18 protein-coding genes and 1 pseudogene are annotated in these 14,467 nt (G+C 70.2%); 10 read left to right on the top strand and 9 right to left on the bottom strand.

Annotated features, from left to right (window positions below):
* Nucleotide 1: 1 nt before the first annotated feature.
* A complete protein-coding gene (locus APR03_RS23000) occupies nt 2–469 on the bottom strand; it encodes a nitroreductase family deazaflavin-dependent oxidoreductase (RefSeq protein ID WP_275977923.1) in 468 nt (155 codons plus the stop codon).
* Here APR03_RS23000 and APR03_RS22995 point away from each other — a divergent pair.
* Nucleotides 468–1,229 carry a GrpB family protein gene (locus tag APR03_RS22995; RefSeq protein ID WP_253839562.1) on the top strand — a complete coding sequence of 254 codons (762 nt, stop codon included), beginning with the start codon at nt 468–470 and terminating at the stop codon, nt 1,227–1,229. The genes APR03_RS23000 and APR03_RS22995 overlap by 2 nt on opposite strands.
* 68 nt (nt 1,230–1,297) lie before the next feature.
* On the opposite strand, the gene APR03_RS22990 is transcribed toward APR03_RS22995, so the two are convergent.
* Nucleotides 1,298–2,494: a GTP-binding protein gene (locus APR03_RS22990; RefSeq protein ID WP_253839560.1), complete on the bottom strand. Its 1,197-nt coding sequence runs from the start codon at nt 2,492–2,494 to the stop codon at nt 1,298–1,300.
* Between the two features lie 129 nt (nt 2,495–2,623).
* Here APR03_RS22990 and rpmB point away from each other — a divergent pair, with 129 nt between their 5' ends.
* Genes rpmB through rpmF form a run of 6 tightly spaced genes read left to right on the top strand, consistent with a single transcriptional unit; the run spans nt 2,624 to nt 3,990 of the window.
* Nucleotides 2,624–2,860 (top strand): 50S ribosomal protein L28, encoded by a 237-nt coding sequence (gene rpmB, locus APR03_RS22985; RefSeq protein WP_253839558.1) that lies wholly within the window; start codon nt 2,624–2,626, stop codon nt 2,858–2,860.
* On the top strand, nt 2,860–3,165 hold the full coding sequence (gene rpsN / locus APR03_RS22980) for a 30S ribosomal protein S14 (RefSeq protein WP_253839556.1): 306 nt from the start codon (nt 2,860–2,862) through the stop codon (nt 3,163–3,165). Before rpmB ends, rpsN begins: the two co-directional genes overlap by 1 nt.
* A 53-nt stretch (nt 3,166–3,218) precedes the next feature.
* A complete protein-coding gene (gene ykgO / locus APR03_RS22975; protein ID WP_253839554.1) occupies nt 3,219–3,341 on the top strand; it encodes a type B 50S ribosomal protein L36 in 123 nt (40 codons plus the stop codon).
* Nucleotides 3,342–3,357: 16 nt separating this feature from the next.
* The gene (locus tag APR03_RS22970; protein WP_253839553.1) at nt 3,358–3,651 is read left to right on the top strand and encodes a type B 50S ribosomal protein L31; all 294 of its coding nucleotides are present in this window, start codon (nt 3,358–3,360) and stop codon (nt 3,649–3,651) included.
* Nucleotides 3,651–3,818, top strand: coding sequence for a 50S ribosomal protein L33 (gene rpmG, locus APR03_RS22965; RefSeq protein ID WP_253839552.1), 168 nt, complete (start codon nt 3,651–3,653; stop codon nt 3,816–3,818). Before APR03_RS22970 ends, rpmG begins: the two co-directional genes overlap by 1 nt.
* Nucleotide 3,819: 1 nt before the next feature.
* A complete protein-coding gene (rpmF, locus tag APR03_RS22960; RefSeq protein WP_253839551.1) occupies nt 3,820–3,990 on the top strand; it encodes a 50S ribosomal protein L32 in 171 nt (56 codons plus the stop codon).
* Nucleotides 3,991–4,128: 138 nt separating this feature from the next.
* On the opposite strand, the pseudogene APR03_RS22955 reads toward rpmF, so the two are convergent.
* A pseudogene (locus tag APR03_RS22955) lies at nt 4,129–4,305 on the bottom strand (four-helix bundle copper-binding protein); the annotation flags it as partial.
* Here APR03_RS22955 and APR03_RS22950 point away from each other — a divergent pair.
* Complete coding sequence (locus tag APR03_RS22950; protein ID WP_253839549.1) at nt 4,287–4,532, top strand: hypothetical protein; 246 nt, start codon at nt 4,287–4,289, stop codon at nt 4,530–4,532. The pseudogene APR03_RS22955 and the gene APR03_RS22950 sit on opposite strands and share 19 nt — an antisense overlap.
* A gap of 41 nt (nt 4,533–4,573) precedes the next feature.
* Here APR03_RS22950 and APR03_RS22945 read toward each other — a convergent pair whose 3' ends face one another.
* On the bottom strand, nt 4,574–5,935 hold the full coding sequence (locus tag APR03_RS22945) for a TrkH family potassium uptake protein (RefSeq protein ID WP_253839547.1): 1,362 nt from the start codon (nt 5,933–5,935) through the stop codon (nt 4,574–4,576).
* A gap of 628 nt (nt 5,936–6,563) precedes the next feature.
* On the opposite strand from APR03_RS22945, the gene APR03_RS22940 reads away from it, so the two are divergent.
* A complete protein-coding gene (locus APR03_RS22940; RefSeq protein ID WP_253839545.1) occupies nt 6,564–7,979 on the top strand; it encodes a GH1 family beta-glucosidase in 1,416 nt (471 codons plus the stop codon).
* 14 nt (nt 7,980–7,993) lie between these two features.
* Here the strand turns inward: APR03_RS22940 and pflA are convergent, their stop codons facing one another.
* The 5 genes from pflA to APR03_RS22915 all read right to left on the bottom strand — a co-directional run bounded on the left by pflA (nt 7,994) and on the right by APR03_RS22915 (nt 13,361).
* Complete coding sequence (pflA, locus tag APR03_RS22935) at nt 7,994–8,824, bottom strand: pyruvate formate-lyase-activating protein (protein WP_253839544.1); 831 nt, start codon at nt 8,822–8,824, stop codon at nt 7,994–7,996.
* Complete coding sequence (pflB, locus tag APR03_RS22930) at nt 8,824–11,106, bottom strand: formate C-acetyltransferase (RefSeq protein ID WP_253839543.1); 2,283 nt, start codon at nt 11,104–11,106, stop codon at nt 8,824–8,826. The genes pflA and pflB overlap by 1 nt, the downstream gene beginning before the upstream one ends.
* Nucleotides 11,107–11,229: 123 nt before the next feature.
* On the bottom strand, nt 11,230–12,240 hold the full coding sequence (gene adhP / locus APR03_RS22925) for an alcohol dehydrogenase AdhP (RefSeq protein WP_253839542.1): 1,011 nt from the start codon (nt 12,238–12,240) through the stop codon (nt 11,230–11,232).
* Nucleotides 12,241–12,523: 283 nt separating this feature from the next.
* The gene (locus APR03_RS22920) at nt 12,524–13,051 is read right to left on the bottom strand and encodes a flavodoxin family protein (RefSeq protein WP_253839541.1); all 528 of its coding nucleotides are present in this window, start codon (nt 13,049–13,051) and stop codon (nt 12,524–12,526) included.
* Nucleotides 13,052–13,082: 31 nt separating this feature from the next.
* Entirely contained in the window at nt 13,083–13,361 is a 279-nt protein-coding gene (locus APR03_RS22915; RefSeq protein WP_253839540.1) for a dsRBD fold-containing protein, read from the bottom strand.
* 208 nt (nt 13,362–13,569) lie between these two features.
* On the opposite strand from APR03_RS22915, the gene APR03_RS22910 reads away from it, so the two are divergent.
* The gene (locus APR03_RS22910; RefSeq protein ID WP_253839539.1) at nt 13,570–14,340 is read left to right on the top strand and encodes an SDR family oxidoreductase; all 771 of its coding nucleotides are present in this window, start codon (nt 13,570–13,572) and stop codon (nt 14,338–14,340) included.
* Nucleotides 14,341–14,467: the final 127 nt, after the last annotated feature.

Below are 14,467 nucleotides of genomic sequence, written 5' to 3'. Positions count from 1 at the left end.
GTCACCTCGGGCCCGGGCCGAGCACGAGCTCGACCATCGGCAGGTGTGTCACGGAGCGGCCCGTCGCTCTCTCCAACGCGGCCTTCAGCATCCGCCAGTCCGCCGGCCGTCGTTGCTGGTACCGCGCCAGGATCGTCGCGGCCTCGCCGTCGGACAGGAACCGCGCCGTTGCGCGTGCCCGACGGACACGTCCCTGGCTCACGAAGCACTCCGGCCGTGCCCGGAGGTTCTGGTACCACTGGGACCGCTCTCCGAACCCGCTGACGACGACCATCGTGTCCGGCGTGCTGCGTTCGACCACCTCCAGGCACACGAACCTCGTGCGACCTGAGGTGCGCCCGCGATGCTCGAGCATCAGCACCCGAGAACCCAGGAGGCGGCCCAGCCCAGCGCGATACACGGCGATCGGCGCCCGCACCAGCCAGCGCGTCCGGAGAATCCAGGCACCTGCCGCTGACAGTGGATCCATGCGCGTCAACGTACCTTGCCCGCGTCTGCGCACGGGGCGCGCGATCTTGGGCATCGTCATGGGCTACCCTGGCGGGCTGGCCACTTCCACCGAGGTGGCTTCAGCGGACGTCGGCAGGTGTCGCCGGGTTCGTCCCGCACGGCGCGGGGCAGCCAGGGCTCACCCGGGCGTCACTCCCGGATTGGACCGCATGCTCATGGCACCGAGCAGCAGAGCACACCGGCCGGACGTCACCACGGTCGAGATCATCGGCGGTCCGGAACCGTTGAGCGTCGGCCTTCATGACCACGACGCCCGATGGGCGAAGGACTTCCGCCGTCACCGGCACCGCATCCTCGAAGCACTGGCCGGGCTGGACGTCGCCGTCGAGCACATCGGCTCCACGTCCGTGCCGGGGCTCGCCGCCAAGCCGATCCTCGACGTCGTCGTCACTGTGCCCGACATCACCGCGGAGGAGGACTACCTCGACGCGTTGCTGGCGGTCGGTTATGAGCTGCGGGTCCGAGAACCAGGCCATCGGCTCGTACGTACACCGGCCCGCGACGTCCACGTCCACCTGTACCAACGAGGTGACGCGGCGGTGGACGAGTACCTCCTGCTTCGCGACCACCTGCGCGCCCACGCCGCGGACCGCGAGCTGTACGAGGGTGTCAAGCGAGCCCTGATCAACAGGCGCTGGGACGACATGAACGACTACGCCGAAGCGAAGAACGACGTCATCGCGGCGATCAAGTCTCGGGCCCGGAAGGCCCGAGGATGACCCGGGAGCGTCGGTGAACGACGCAGGCAGCGACGCGGGCAGCATCTCCGACGGGTTCCACGCACGGTTCAGACCGATCGCGCTCCCAGCCACGGGGCCAGGTGATCCTCGCGCCCGAGCCGTGCGATGCCGCCCGACATCTCCTCCGGCGTGCACAGGGCACCCTGGAACGCCTCCAGCAGCTGCTGACGGTCGGCGTCCACACGTTCGGCAGATGCGCCGTCCGCCACGCCGACCACCACGATCCGCGTGTGCGGCTCCGTGCCTGCGCACACCTCCGACCACGGACCCAGGTCCGCGACCGCGAGCTGGCCGCCCGCGCCGTCCCACAGACAGGCGAGGCCGGGCCGGTCGGCCACGTGGAACACGCCGCGGGCCCGCAGCCGACCGGCGCTCAGGTCCTCGATGCGCTCCACCAGCCGCTCCGGGTGGAACGGCAGCGCCGAGCGCAGCTCCAGCGTCCAGCTCCGGTCCCCGCTCACGACCCCCGGCTCGGTGACCACCGCACCGAGCGGGTGGGCCCGCCGCTCGGCGCGCGACGGCGAGTGCCGGCCCGCGGCGAGGTTCGCCGCCGTCAGGGCGTGCAGCCCGTCCACACGCCGCGTCCCGGCGCCACGCAGCCGGTCCAGCAGGCCCGACGCCGTCGCATGTGCGGTGTCGGCGTCCATGCCCGAACTGGATGTCGAACCTGAGCCGTGTCCTCCGCAGGCCACTACCAGGTCCGCCTGCTCCACCTGTGCCGCGAGTGCCTCCCCGACCGAGCGCTCGTCGTCGGCGGTGAGCTCCAGGCCGCGCTCGGTAAGGGTGTCCTCCCCGAGCAGGTCGTCCTCGAAGGTGTCGAGGTCGACCAGGGCGAGCGACGTCGCGATCCGGGTGTGTGCGAGCTGGCCGCCGGGTGCGGTCTCGGCGGCCAGCGCCCGCGCCGCGGGCAGCAGTTCGGCGCTGACGGGCAGGGCGAGCAGCACCTGGGTCCAGCGGCCGTCACCCGCCAGGCGAGCGATGGTGGGTACGGCGTCCTCCCGGACCGCGCAGGACAGGCAGGCGTGCTCCAACGGGACCAGCACGTCCTCCAGGACGCCGGTGGCGTCCTGCACGACACGCCGGAGGTGGTCGGTGTGGATCTCGTGACGCACCGCGACCACACCGGGTGCGTCCATCAGCAGGCCGAACAGCGCCGAGTCACGCAGGACCGGGTCGGTGGTGGTCAGGACGCTGACCGGGACAGTCCCGGAGCTTCGGCCCATCCGGCTTCCCACGGGAAACATGTGCCCTCCTCCTCCCCGGGCCCGGCATGGTGCCCTGACAGCCCGGAGTAATTGATAACGGTTCTCAGCTCTGGCACACTGTAGCGCGTTGTGAGAACGGTTCTCACATTGCGTGCCACAGGAGGTCATGTGTCAGCCAGATGCCAGGTGCTGGGCACCGTGCCGAGTTTCGGCCACTCGGTCTCGCACTCCCACGTGCGGACCAAGCGCCGGTTCGACCCCAACATCCAGAAGAAGCGCTACTGGGTCCCGTCACTCGGCCGCAACGTCACGCTGCGCGTGAGTGCCAAGGGGATCAAGACCATCGATCGCAAGGGCATCGACGTCGTCGTCGCCCAGATCCTCGCCCGAGGGGAGAAGGTCTGATGGCCAAGAAGTCGAAGATCGCGGCGGACGCCCGACGCCGCGAACTCGTCGCCCGATACACCGAACGGCGCACCGAGCTGCGGCGCACCCTGCGCAGGCCGGACCTCTCGGCCGAGGAGCGGGCAGCCGCCGCCGCGGAGCTGTCCCGGCAGCCGCGCGACGCCAGCCCGACCCGGCTGCGCAACCGCGACACCGTCGACGGACGGCCCCGCGCCTACTCGCGCAAGTTCGGGCTCTCCCGCATCCGCCTGCGCGAGATGGCCCACCGCGGCGAGCTACCCGGCGTCTACAAGTCCAGCTGGTGAGTACCGGCCCCTGCGGCGGCTCCGCCGTCCGCCCCGCACGTCAGGAGTGACACATGAAGGTGCGCGCATCCCTGCGTTCCCTGAAGGACAAGCCCGGCGCGAAGGTCGTGCGCCGCCGCGGAAAGACGTTCGTCATCAACCGGCTCAACCCGCGCTGGAAGGCGCGCCAGGGCTGAGCGGAAGGAGCACACCATGAAGAACATCCACCCCACCTACGGCCCGGTCGTCTTCCGGGACACGAGTGCCGGCTTCACGTTCCTGACCCGCTCGACGCTCGCAGGTGACACCGACGCCGGCCCCGGCCGCCCTCGGGCGAGCATCCAGTGGTCCGACGGCAACACCTACCCGGTGGTGGACGTCGAGATCAGCAGCGCCAGCCACCCGTTCTGGACCGGTTCGGCCCGCGTGGTCGACACCGCCGGCCGGGTCGAGAAGTTCCGGCAGCGCTACGCCAAGCACACCAGCGACAACAAGGGTGGTCACTGATGTCCGCACGCACCGACCTGCGCCCCGTGATCAAGCTCCGCTCGACCGCAGGCACCGGGTTCACCTACGTGACCCGCAAGAACCGGCGCAACAACCCTGACCGGCTCGTACTGCGCAAGTTCGACCCCGTCATCCGCAAGCACGTCGACTTCCGCGAGGAACGCTGACATGGCGGTCCCCAAGAGAAAGCTGTCCCGCTCGAACACACGGTCCCGACGCTCGCGGTGGAAGGCCCAGGTGCCCGAACTCGTCCCGGTGACCACCCCGGACGGACGGCGGGCCCGGGTTCCGGCCCGCCTGGTGCCGGCGGTCCGCCGGGGCCTGGTCGTCCCGGACTGACCGATCCCTGTGCGACCGTCCTCGGGTCCACGACCAGGCCTCGGGTGGGGGGCCGTCACCGGCCACCCACCGGGGAGGCTGTGATGGTCCAGGACGACGCTCGAGCCGGGCGTGGCGGACCGCCTGCGAGAGCACGCTGGCCGCCTCGCACTCGCGGCAGGCCTCTGCGCACACCCGGCAGTGCTCGTGCATGCTCGCATGGTGCTCGCACTCGTCCCCGCACGCCCGGCACGCCGCGATGCAGGCCTCCAGCACCGCACGGCGGAGGTACGCTCGCGCAGATCCGGCGGTACACCGTGAGCCTCGACGTCCAGTACAGCGACCGACCAGAATCTGCGACGACCACGCTCGAGCAGGTCTCGACGATCGAGGGCGTCCCCGTCACGGTCGAAGATGCACACCTCATGGCACTCAACCAGATCATCGGATCGGCCCTCACCTCGCACCTGCACGAGCTCGGCGCAGTCGGTTACTCGATGTTCGTCTCCCCCGGCCGGCTGGACTCCGACGTCGACACGGTGAGCGCGACCGAGGACCGGTAGGCGGCCGAGGTCGGCGTCCGCCGGCTCTCGACGGCTAGAGGTCAGCCGATGATCGGCGCGCTCTCGGGGAGCCGGTACAGGCGTCGCCGGGCACGCAGCGCCAGCGCGGTGCCGAGTGTCACAGGCCCCAGGCGGCCGATGAACATCAGGACGCACAGCACCACCTGGTGGTACCACGCGAGCTGGGCGGTGATCCCGGTCGACAGACCGGTGGTGGTGAACGCCGAGGTGACCTCGAACAGGATCTGGTCCACGGTGAACGGCGAGAGCGCCGTCATCCACAGGGTCGGGAGCACGACGATGGCCACCGCCAGCAGAGCCACGGTGAGAGCGTGCCGCTGCGTGGACGGCGAGATCCGGCGATCGAACAGGTTCGCGTCCGGCTCGCCGCGCAGCTCGGACCAGATCACCACGGCGAGCACCGCGAACGTCGTCACCTTGATCCCGCCGCCTGTGCCGCCGGATCCGGCCCCGATGAACATGAGGATGACCGTGCCCAGCCAGGTCTCGGTGTGCATCTCGCCGGTGTTCACGGAGTTGAACCCCGCGGTGCGGGCGTTGGCCGCCTGGGTGAACGACGCCAGGAGCCGGTCGGCGACGCCGAGGCGGGCCATGGTGGCATCCGCCTCGGCGACCAGGAAGAAGCCGGTGCCGCCTCCCAGCAGCAGTGCCGTCATCAGCAGCGTGATCTTCGTGTGCAGGCTCCAGCACGGCAGGCGCCAGCCTTCGCGCAGCACCTCGAGCACGACCGGCAGGCCCAGCCCACCGACGATCATCGCCACGGACGTCGGGATGCAGATCCACGGATCGGACACGAAGTCCATCAGCGAGCCCGAGAACAGAGCGAAGCCCGCGTTGTTGTACGCCGAGACGGCATGGAACAGGCCCTGCCACACCGCCCTGCCGAGCGGCTGGTCGTAGGCGACGGCGAAGCGCACCGTCAGCACCGCCGCGACCACGGCCTCCACGACCAGCGCGATCACGACGACACGTACCAGGATCCGCCGTACGTCGCCAAGACCTACCGTCCGGGTCGAGGCCGCCGCCACGAGCCGCGAGCGCAGGTCCAGCCGACGTGAAACCAGGACACCGAGGAGCGACGCGACAGTCATGACACCGAGGCCGCCGATCTGGATGAGCACCAGGATCACGGCCTCGCCGAAGCCGGACCAGAACACCGGTGTGTCCGTGACGATCAGCCCGGTCACGCACACCGCCGACGTCGCGGTGAACACCGCCTCCATCAGCGTGGCGGATTCCCCCGACGCCGAGACGGGGAGCAGCAGGAGCCCGGTGCCGACCGCGACAGCAGCGAGGAAACCGCCGATGACCAGCTGCCCCGGGCGTCGCTGGAGAGCTGCACCTCGGCTCTTGTCACGGTTCGTGAGGCCGCTGAACCGCATGTGCGCACCGTCGCCTTCGTTCGTCACCCGCCGGCTGGTCCGTCGGGCGGTCTCGGCGTCGTCATCACGCCGTCGCACACCGTAGTCCGGATTCCGGGGTCGGACGTCTCGTCGGTCGCTGGCGGCGCATCCCGCGACGAGGACCGTTCATCGAGATCATCGGCTCAGTGCTCGACGTGCCGTGTGGTAGGCACCCCGGGTCGCGTGGCAGGGCACGATCTGGACACGTTGTCGGGCCCCGGACGGAGCGCAAGGCATTCCGGGTTCTGCAGGGCGGGCCTGCGCAAGCCGATCGGGTCTCTTCGGGTGCATCTCCAGTTGTAGCCCCACCTGGCCGAAACTAGCCTGTGAGTTCTAGTCCTGCTGTGCTTGCACACTTCACGTCGTGGACGACGAGGAGGTGCTCGAAATGAGGATTGGTCGCCGCCATGACAGGTGCCCTCGGATCGGTCCCGCTTGTGGCCTGGAGAACCTAGACGAGAGCGCCGCCACCGTGACGGCTCGCAGGAGCGCCAGCGCCTCGACTCTCTACGGTTTCGGTGAGCAGCGTTCGACCAGCACGAGGTCTCGCTGCGACCGGCCGGAGAAGGCGCCAGAGCGAATGCGGTCGTTCCAGAAGGAGCGCGAGATGAAACCCAGCACCGTCAACACAGGAGCGGAGATCCGGAGGTTCCCGGACGGCTTCCAGTGGGGCGTCGCCACGTCCTCGTACCAGATCGAAGGCGCCTGGGACGAGGACGGCAAAGGCCCGTCGATCTGGGACACGTACGCCCATACGCCCGGCAACATCCACAACGACGACAACGGCGACGTCGCGAACGACCACTACCACCGGCACCACGAGGACGTCGACCTGATGCGCGACATCGGGGCCACCGCCTACCGTTTCTCCGTCGCCTGGCCCAGGGTCTTCCCCGACGGTGCCGGTGCCCCCAACCGGGCAGGCATCGACTTCTACGACCGCCTCGTCGACGCACTCCTGGCCGCAGGCATCGAGCCCTACGCGACCCTGTACCACTGGGACCTCCCGCAGACGCTCCAGGACGAGGTCGGCGGCTGGCAGTCGAAAGACACGGCGAAGGCGTTCGCCGACTACGCCGGGTACGTCTCGGGACGGCTCGGCGACCGGGTCAAGCACTACTTCACCATCAACGAGTTCGCCTCGTTCGTCGAGGGCGGCTACCAGGGTGTCGACGTGAAGGTCGGCGGCGACGAGATCGTGCACCTGGGGGCGGCCCCCGGTCTCAGGCTCTCGGACTCCGAGCTCAAACAGGTCCGACACCATGCCGTACTGGGCCACGGCATGGCCGTCCAGGCCATCCGCGCCCACGGGCCGGCAGGGACGAAGATCGGGTTCGCGGACAACATCCGCGTCGCCGTCCCCACCATCGACACACCGGACCATGTCGCGGCGGCCGAGCGTGCTACTCGTGCGCGCAACGCAGGATTCATGACGGTCATGCTCGAAGGCAGGTACACCGACGAGTACCTCGCCGAGGCCGGCGGCCGGTCGCCCGTCTTCACGGACGAGGAGCTCGGAATCATCGCCGAACCGCTCGACTTCGTGGGCCTGAACGTCTACAAGCCGGGCTGGTACGTCGAGCCGTCGGACGAGGCACCCGGCTACCGCGACATCCCGATCAACGCCTCGCACCCCAGGATGCAGTCGTCATGGCACCTCCTGGACCCCGAGGTCCTGTACTGGGCACCGAGGCTCGTCCAGAACCTCTGGAACCCGCCCTCGATCTACATCACCGAGAACGGGTGCGGCGCCTCCGACGTCATGGCCCACGACGGCAGGATCTACGACTCCGACCGGGTGATGTTCCTGCGCGCATGCCTCGGACAGCTCCAGCGCGCCACCTCCGAAGGCGTTCCCGTGCACGGCTACTTCCTGTGGAGCGCACAGGACAACTTCGAGTGGATGGACGGCTACGGCAACCGGTTCGGGCTCGTCTACGTCGACTTCGACACCCTCGAGCGGACACCCAAGCTCAGCGCCTCCTGGTTCCGAGAGGCCGCGCGGCGCAACGCGGTCGTGTGAGGCGAACGGCGCCCTCAGTACGTCGTGAGCCCGTGCGCCCGGAACTGGTCCCGGACGCGCTCGGTCAGCTCGGGCGACGGCGGCCGGGTCGCCCCGCGCTCGTACCTGCGCCCGAGAGCAGCCCACTTGTACCGGCCCATCTGGTGGAAGGGCAGCACCTCGACCCGGGTCACCGTGCCGGGCCGCAGCTCGTCGAGCCCGGCGACGTAGTCGGCGACCTTCTCGACGTTGCCGACGTCGTCGGTCAGACCGGGCACGAGCACGAACCGGACCCAGACCTCCGGTGCATGGCCGCCTTCCGCTCCGGCGGGTGCGAGACGCCGTCCGAAGGCGAGCGTCGGTGCCAGGTCGGCGCCCGTGACCCGCCGGTAGGTGTCGGGGTCACCGGACTTCACGTCGAGCAGGACCAGGTCGGTGTCGGCGAGCATCCGGTCGGTGAGGTTCGCGCCGAGGAACCCGGACGTGTCCAGCGCCGTGTGCACGCCCATCGCGGTGGCGCCGCGCAGCAGGCGCGCAGCGAACGCCGGCTGCATCAGCACCTCCCCGCCCGAGAGCGTCAGGCCCCCGCCGGTCGCCCGGAACACCGGCAGGTAGCGGCGCACGCGTGCGAGCACCTGACCGGCCGCGGTGGGCCGGCCGTCCCTCATCTCGAGCATGTCGGGGTTGTGGCAGTACAGGCAACGCAGCGGGCACCCGGCCAGGAACACGGTCAGCCGTGTCCCCGGTCCGTCCACGGCGGTGACCAGCTCCCAGGAGTGGACCGAACCGAGCTCACCGGACCGCATCGCCGCGAGCCGCTGCGAGCGCAGCGACGTAAGGCCGGAGGTGGTCGCGAGGGTGGCCATCACATCGACCCGTGGAAGGTCCTGCTCAGCACGTCGAGCTGCTGCTCACGAGTGAGCCGGACGAAGTTGACGGCGTACCCGGAGACCCGGATCGTCAGCTGCGGGTACTTCTCGGGGTGCTCCATGGCGTCCTCGAGGGTCTGCCGGTTCAGCACGTTGACGTTCATGTGATAGCCGTCCGCGCCGACCGTGGCGTCCAGTAGCCCTGTGAGGTTGGTGACCTGCTCGTCGCGCGTGCGGCCCAGGCCTGACGGTACGACGGTGCTGGTCAGCGAGATGCCGTCCTGCGCCTGGCGGTAGGGCAGCTTGGCGACGGACAGCGCCGAGGCGAGCATGCCGTGCGTGTCCCGCCCGTTCATCGGGTTGGCTCCCGGTGAGAACGGCTCCCCCGCGCGTCGCCCGTCAGGGGTGTTGCCCGTGGCCTTGCCGTAGACGACGTTCGACGTGATGGTCAGGACCGACTGTGTGGGCACCGCGTCCCGGTAGGTGTTCTGGCGACGGATCTTGTCCATGAACGACTCGACGAGCTCGACGGCGATGGCATCGGCCCGGTCGCCGTCGTTCCCGTAGGCCGGGAACGATCCCTCGACCTCGTAGTCGACCGCGACGCCGCGCTCGTCGAACACCGGCGTGACGCGGGCGTACCGGATCGCGCTCAGCGAGTCCGCCGTCACCGCCAGCCCGGCGATGCCGCAGGCCATGGTGCGCAGCACGTCGCGGTCGTGCAGCGCCATCTCCAGGCGCTCGTAGGCGTACTTGTCGTGCATGTAGTGGATGACGTTCAGCGCTTCGACGTAGGTCGCCGCGAGCCAGTCCATCGTCGTGTCGAGACGGCGGCGGACGTCGTCGTACTCCAGCGGGCGGCCGACGGGGACCGCCGGGAAGGCCGGCGCGACCTGCTCGCCGCTGACCTCGTCACGCCCACCGTTGATCGCGTACAGCAGGGTCTTGGCAAGGTTTACGCGAGCGCCGAAGAACTGCATCTGCTTGCCGAGCGCCATGGGGGACACGCAGCACGCGATGGCCGCGTCGTCACCCCAGGCGCTCCGGATCAGCCGGTCCGACTCGTACTGCAGCGCGCTGGTGTCGATGGAGACGCGGGCGCAGAATTCCTTGAACCCGCGGGGCAGGTCCGGGCTCCAGAGCACGGTGAGGTTGGGCTCGGGCGCGGGGCCGAGGTTGTAGAGGGTCTGCAGGTAGCGGAACGAGGTCCTGGTGACCAGGGTGCGTCCGTCCTCGCCCATGCCGCCGACGGTCTCGGTGACCCAGGTCGGGTCGCCCGAGAACAGCGTGTCGTACTCGGGCGTGCGCAGGAAGCGCACGATGCGCAGCTTGATGACGAGGTCGTCGACCAGCTCCTGGGCCTGCTCCTCGGTGATGCGGCCGGCGGCCAGGTCACGCTGAAAGTACACGTCCAGGAAGGTCGAGGTGCGGCCCAGCGACATCGCGGCGCCGTTCTGCTCCTTGACCGCCCCCAGGTAGGCGAAGTAGAGCCACTGCACCGCCTCCCGGGCCGTGGCCGCCGGTCCGGAGATGTCGTAGCCGTACGAGGCGGCCATCTCCTTGAGCTCGCCCAGCGCCCGGATCTGCTCGGCGTGCTCCTCCCGCTCGCGCACGACCTTCTCGCTGAACGGCAGCGTGTCCAGGCTCAGCTTGTCCGCCCGCTTGGCCTCGATCAGCGCGTCCACGCCGTACAGGGCCACACGGCGGTAGTCACCGATGATCCGGCCCCGCCCGTAGGCGTCGGGCAGTCCGGTGATCACGTGGCTGCGCCGGGCGGCACGGACGTCGGGCGGGTAGGCGTCGAAGACACCTTCGTTGTGCGTCTTGCGGTACGTGGTGAAGATCGTCCTGAGCGACTCGTCCACCTCGTAGCCGTAGGTCGCCAGCGCGGGCTCGACCAGGCGCCAACCACCGTTCGGCATGATCGCCCGGCGCAGCGGCGCGTCCGTCTGCAGGCCGACGACCAGCTCGGCGTCCCGGTCGATGTAGCCGGGTGCGTGGGCGGTGATGCCAGCGGGCGTCCGCGCGTCGATGTCGTAGACCCCCTTGGCCCGCTCCTCGGGGAACAGGGCGCTCACGGTGTCCCACACGTGCGAGGTGCGGGCGGTTGGCCCGGCGAGGAAGCTCGCGTCGCCCTCGTACGGCGTGTAGTTGCGCTGGACGAAGTCGCGCACGTCCACCTGGTCCTGCCAGGGGCCGCCGACGAGACCGGCCCAGGCGGAGCCGTTCGGTTCGGCGCCCGGCACCGGGGCGGCCGGTGCTTCATGGACCGTGGTCATGGTCCGCTCCTGCGTGGTCGTGGGTGGCGCGGGACGCCGGACCGGGTTCGTTCTGGGGCCGCTCCCGGGCCGACGTCCTGCGGGTTCTGGGTGACCACCGTGGTTGCGGCGGCCGTGTCGGGCTCAGAAGCCGAAGACGATGCGGGCAGGCACCCGACCGGCCAGCACGTCCGCGAAGGACTCGTTGACCTCGTCGAGCTTGCGCTCCACGGCCACGACCTCGGTGCGGCCGGCCGCGTGCAGCGCGAACACGTCCGCGAGGTCGTTCCGCGTACCGACGATCGACCCGATCACCGAGATGCCCTTGAGCACCGTGTCGAAGATCGGCAGCTGGATCGTGCCGTCGGCGGGCAGCGCCACACAGACCAGCCGACCGCCCCTGCGCAGCGAGTGGAAGGCCTGGTCGAACGAGGACGACGAGACGGCAAGCGCCACCGCGACGTCCGCGCCGCCGAGCCGCTGGATGGCCTCGACCGGGTCCTCGCGGGCGGCGTTGACCACGTGGTCCGCACCGAGGCGGCTGGCCAGCTCCAGCTTGTGGTCCTCGACGTCGACCGCGATCACGAACGCACCGGCGATCCGCGCGTACTGCAGCGCGAGGTGCCCCAGCCCGCCGATGCCGAACACGGCCACGGTCTCCGCGGGCGACACACGGGCGACCTTGACGGCCTTGTAGGTGGTCACGCCCGCGCAGCTCAGCGGTGCGGCGTCCGCGGAAGTCACACCGTCGGGGACTGGCACGGCGAACCCTGCCCGGACCACCGCGTACTCGGCGAACGCACCATCGACCGAGTAGCCGGAGTTCTGCTGCTGCTCGCACAGCGTCTCCCAGCCGGCGATGCAGTAACGGCACTCACCGCATGCGCTGCCGAGCCAGGCGATCGCCACGCGCTCACCGACGGAGCGGCTCGTCACGCCGGGGCCGAGCTTCTCGATGCGGCCGACGCCCTCGTGCCCAGGGACGAACGGCGGGGTCGGCTTGACCGGCCAGTCGCCGTGGGCGGCGTGGATGTCCGTGTGACACAGCCCGCTGGCCTCGATCCGGACGAGCACCTCGCCGGGTCCGGGCTCCGGGACGGGAATCTCCCGGACCTCCAGGGGGGCGGTGAAGTCGGTGACGACTGCGGCTCTCATGACGGCTCCGTTCGGACGGTGATTCTGAAATGGCAACCGCCCGGTGGCGGCAGTTCCACGGTCTCTCGGCACGGCCTGCACGTGGCAGGGACGAAGGTCCCCCGTGCTGCAGGGAAGGTCCTGAGAGCTCGATGACCCTGGTCCCTGCACACGGCCCGCGCGAACGGCGCCCTCACGTGCCCGGACGGCGGTGGCACACTGCCGGGACCCGGTCGATCTCCTGCTCCAGGGTCTGGACCGTGGTGCCCTGCTGGTCATCGGGGGGCAGAGCCATCGACGCCGATCAGGAGACCGGCCGGCTCGGCCGGCGTGCGGCGACCTCGGCACCCAGCTCCCTCCCCCACGACCGGGCCCGGTCCAGCTCCCCGGCGACCAGCGGGCCCAGGGCGTCCGCCACCCGGAAGCTCACGGGCGTGGCGACCAACGGGAACCCGAGCCGGTCGAGCCGGCGGCTCGCCGCACGAGCGGCCGACCCCGTGATCCTCGACGTCGTGCGGGTGTCGAAGGTCGCGGCCTCCGTCTCCCTCCTCGTACCCGGCAAGGCACCCAGCCACTCCCGGATACCCCGGCCACGGGAGATGATCGACGCCGCCTGCTGCGCGGCGTCGCGCCGGGTCGAGGGCCAGGACATGCTGAAGGCATGCGTCGGTCCTCCCACGACCAGCAGCGTCACATCGGCCGTCACGGTGGTGGGTGCCACCGTCACCTCGACCACGTCGGCATGCATCGACTCCTCGATACCCTCGCCGATCGCCTGCGCGACCAGCTTCGTGTTGCCGTACATGGACTCGTAGACCACGAGGGCACGCATCGCCCTCACCTCCTGTTGCTCGTTCTGGTGGCTACCGCAGGCGAACGGGGCGGTGCTCGATCTGCGCGATGTCGTCCGACGTCGCGCGCAACAGCCTGTCGGCCAGGTCACGCAGAGCACGGGCGGCAGCCAGCTCCTCACCGATCTCCCGGACCTGCGGGTCCTGCGGGTTGCGCAGGGCGCGCCCGTGCCCCTCGAGCGACGTCCCGCTCGACGTCGTCAGCACGGCGTGCGCAGCGGTGAGCGTGCCGTCGCGTTCGACGTCGTCCGCGTCGAACAAGCGGATGGCGACGTTCCAGGTGTGTGTCATCGTCCTTCTCCTTTCGGTCCGACCGCGCTTCCCGTCGTGGGAGTGCGAGTGGTCCCACGGTGTCGCGCACCCGAGGCAACCACCAGGGACCAACGGCCCGGGCACCCCGGGACGGTCGGCACGGTTGCACGCTCGGGCCGGCTGCCTAGCGTGAGAATCACCCCGGTGAGCACCCGGCGGGCAGGGCCTACCACTCGGAGGGATTCTCATGCGCACCATCGTCGTCACCGGCTCGGCCTCAGGAATCGGCAGGGCGACCCTGCGCCTGCTGGAACAGCGTGGCGACCGGGTCATCGGTGTGGACACCCACGACGCCGAGATCGAGACCGACCTGCGCACGCCGGACGGCCGAGCCACGATGATCGACCAGGTGCGGTCCCGCCGCAGCACCATCGACGGCGTGGTCGCCAACGCCGGCGTGGCCCACCGGTCCCCCGACGACGTCGCGGTCAACTTCTTCGGCACGGTCGCCACGCTCGAGGGGCTGCTGCCGCTGCTCACGCGCTCGCGGACGCCCCGTGCCGCGGCCACCTCCTCGATGGCGAGCCTCCTGCCCACGGACGCGGAACTGGTCGACCGGTGTCTCGCCGGAGACGAGCCGGGCGCCCTGGACCGGGCGGTCAAGCTCGTCCAGGCGCAGGAGCACGGGCTGATCTACTCCAGCAGCAAGGCGGCACTGTGCCGGTGGCTGCGCAGGACCGCGCCCGGCGCGCAGTGGGCAGGCGCGGGCATCCCGCTCAACGCCGTCGCGCCCGGGGTCGTGGAGACCCCGATGGTGGCGGGCATGATCGGCACCGAGATCCAGCGCGCAGCGATGGCCGCCGCGGTGCCGATGCCGCTGAACGGCTTCATGCGGCCAGAGGTACCCGCACATCTCATCAGCTGGCTCGTCGGCGAGAAGAACACCCACCTGTGCGGGCAGGTCGTCTTCGTCGACGGCGGCGCCGACGCGATCATCCGCGGCGACTCCACCTGGTAGGACGGCCCGCCCGGGCCATTGTCCCGCCCGGGCACAGGACCAAGGTCCCGCCGACAGGAGCCAGGTGGCCCTGCGCCGGGGGGTGCCACTCACGGGAACGTTGTCACAGGCAGCCGGAACCGTTCCG

This window comes from Promicromonospora thailandica (genome assembly GCF_024171955.1).
Classification (GTDB): Bacteria; Actinomycetota; Actinomycetes; order Actinomycetales; family Cellulomonadaceae; genus Promicromonospora; species Promicromonospora thailandica.
The sequence above is the reverse complement of the archived record's forward strand: the minus strand, read 5'-3'. Positions and strand labels throughout refer to the sequence as shown.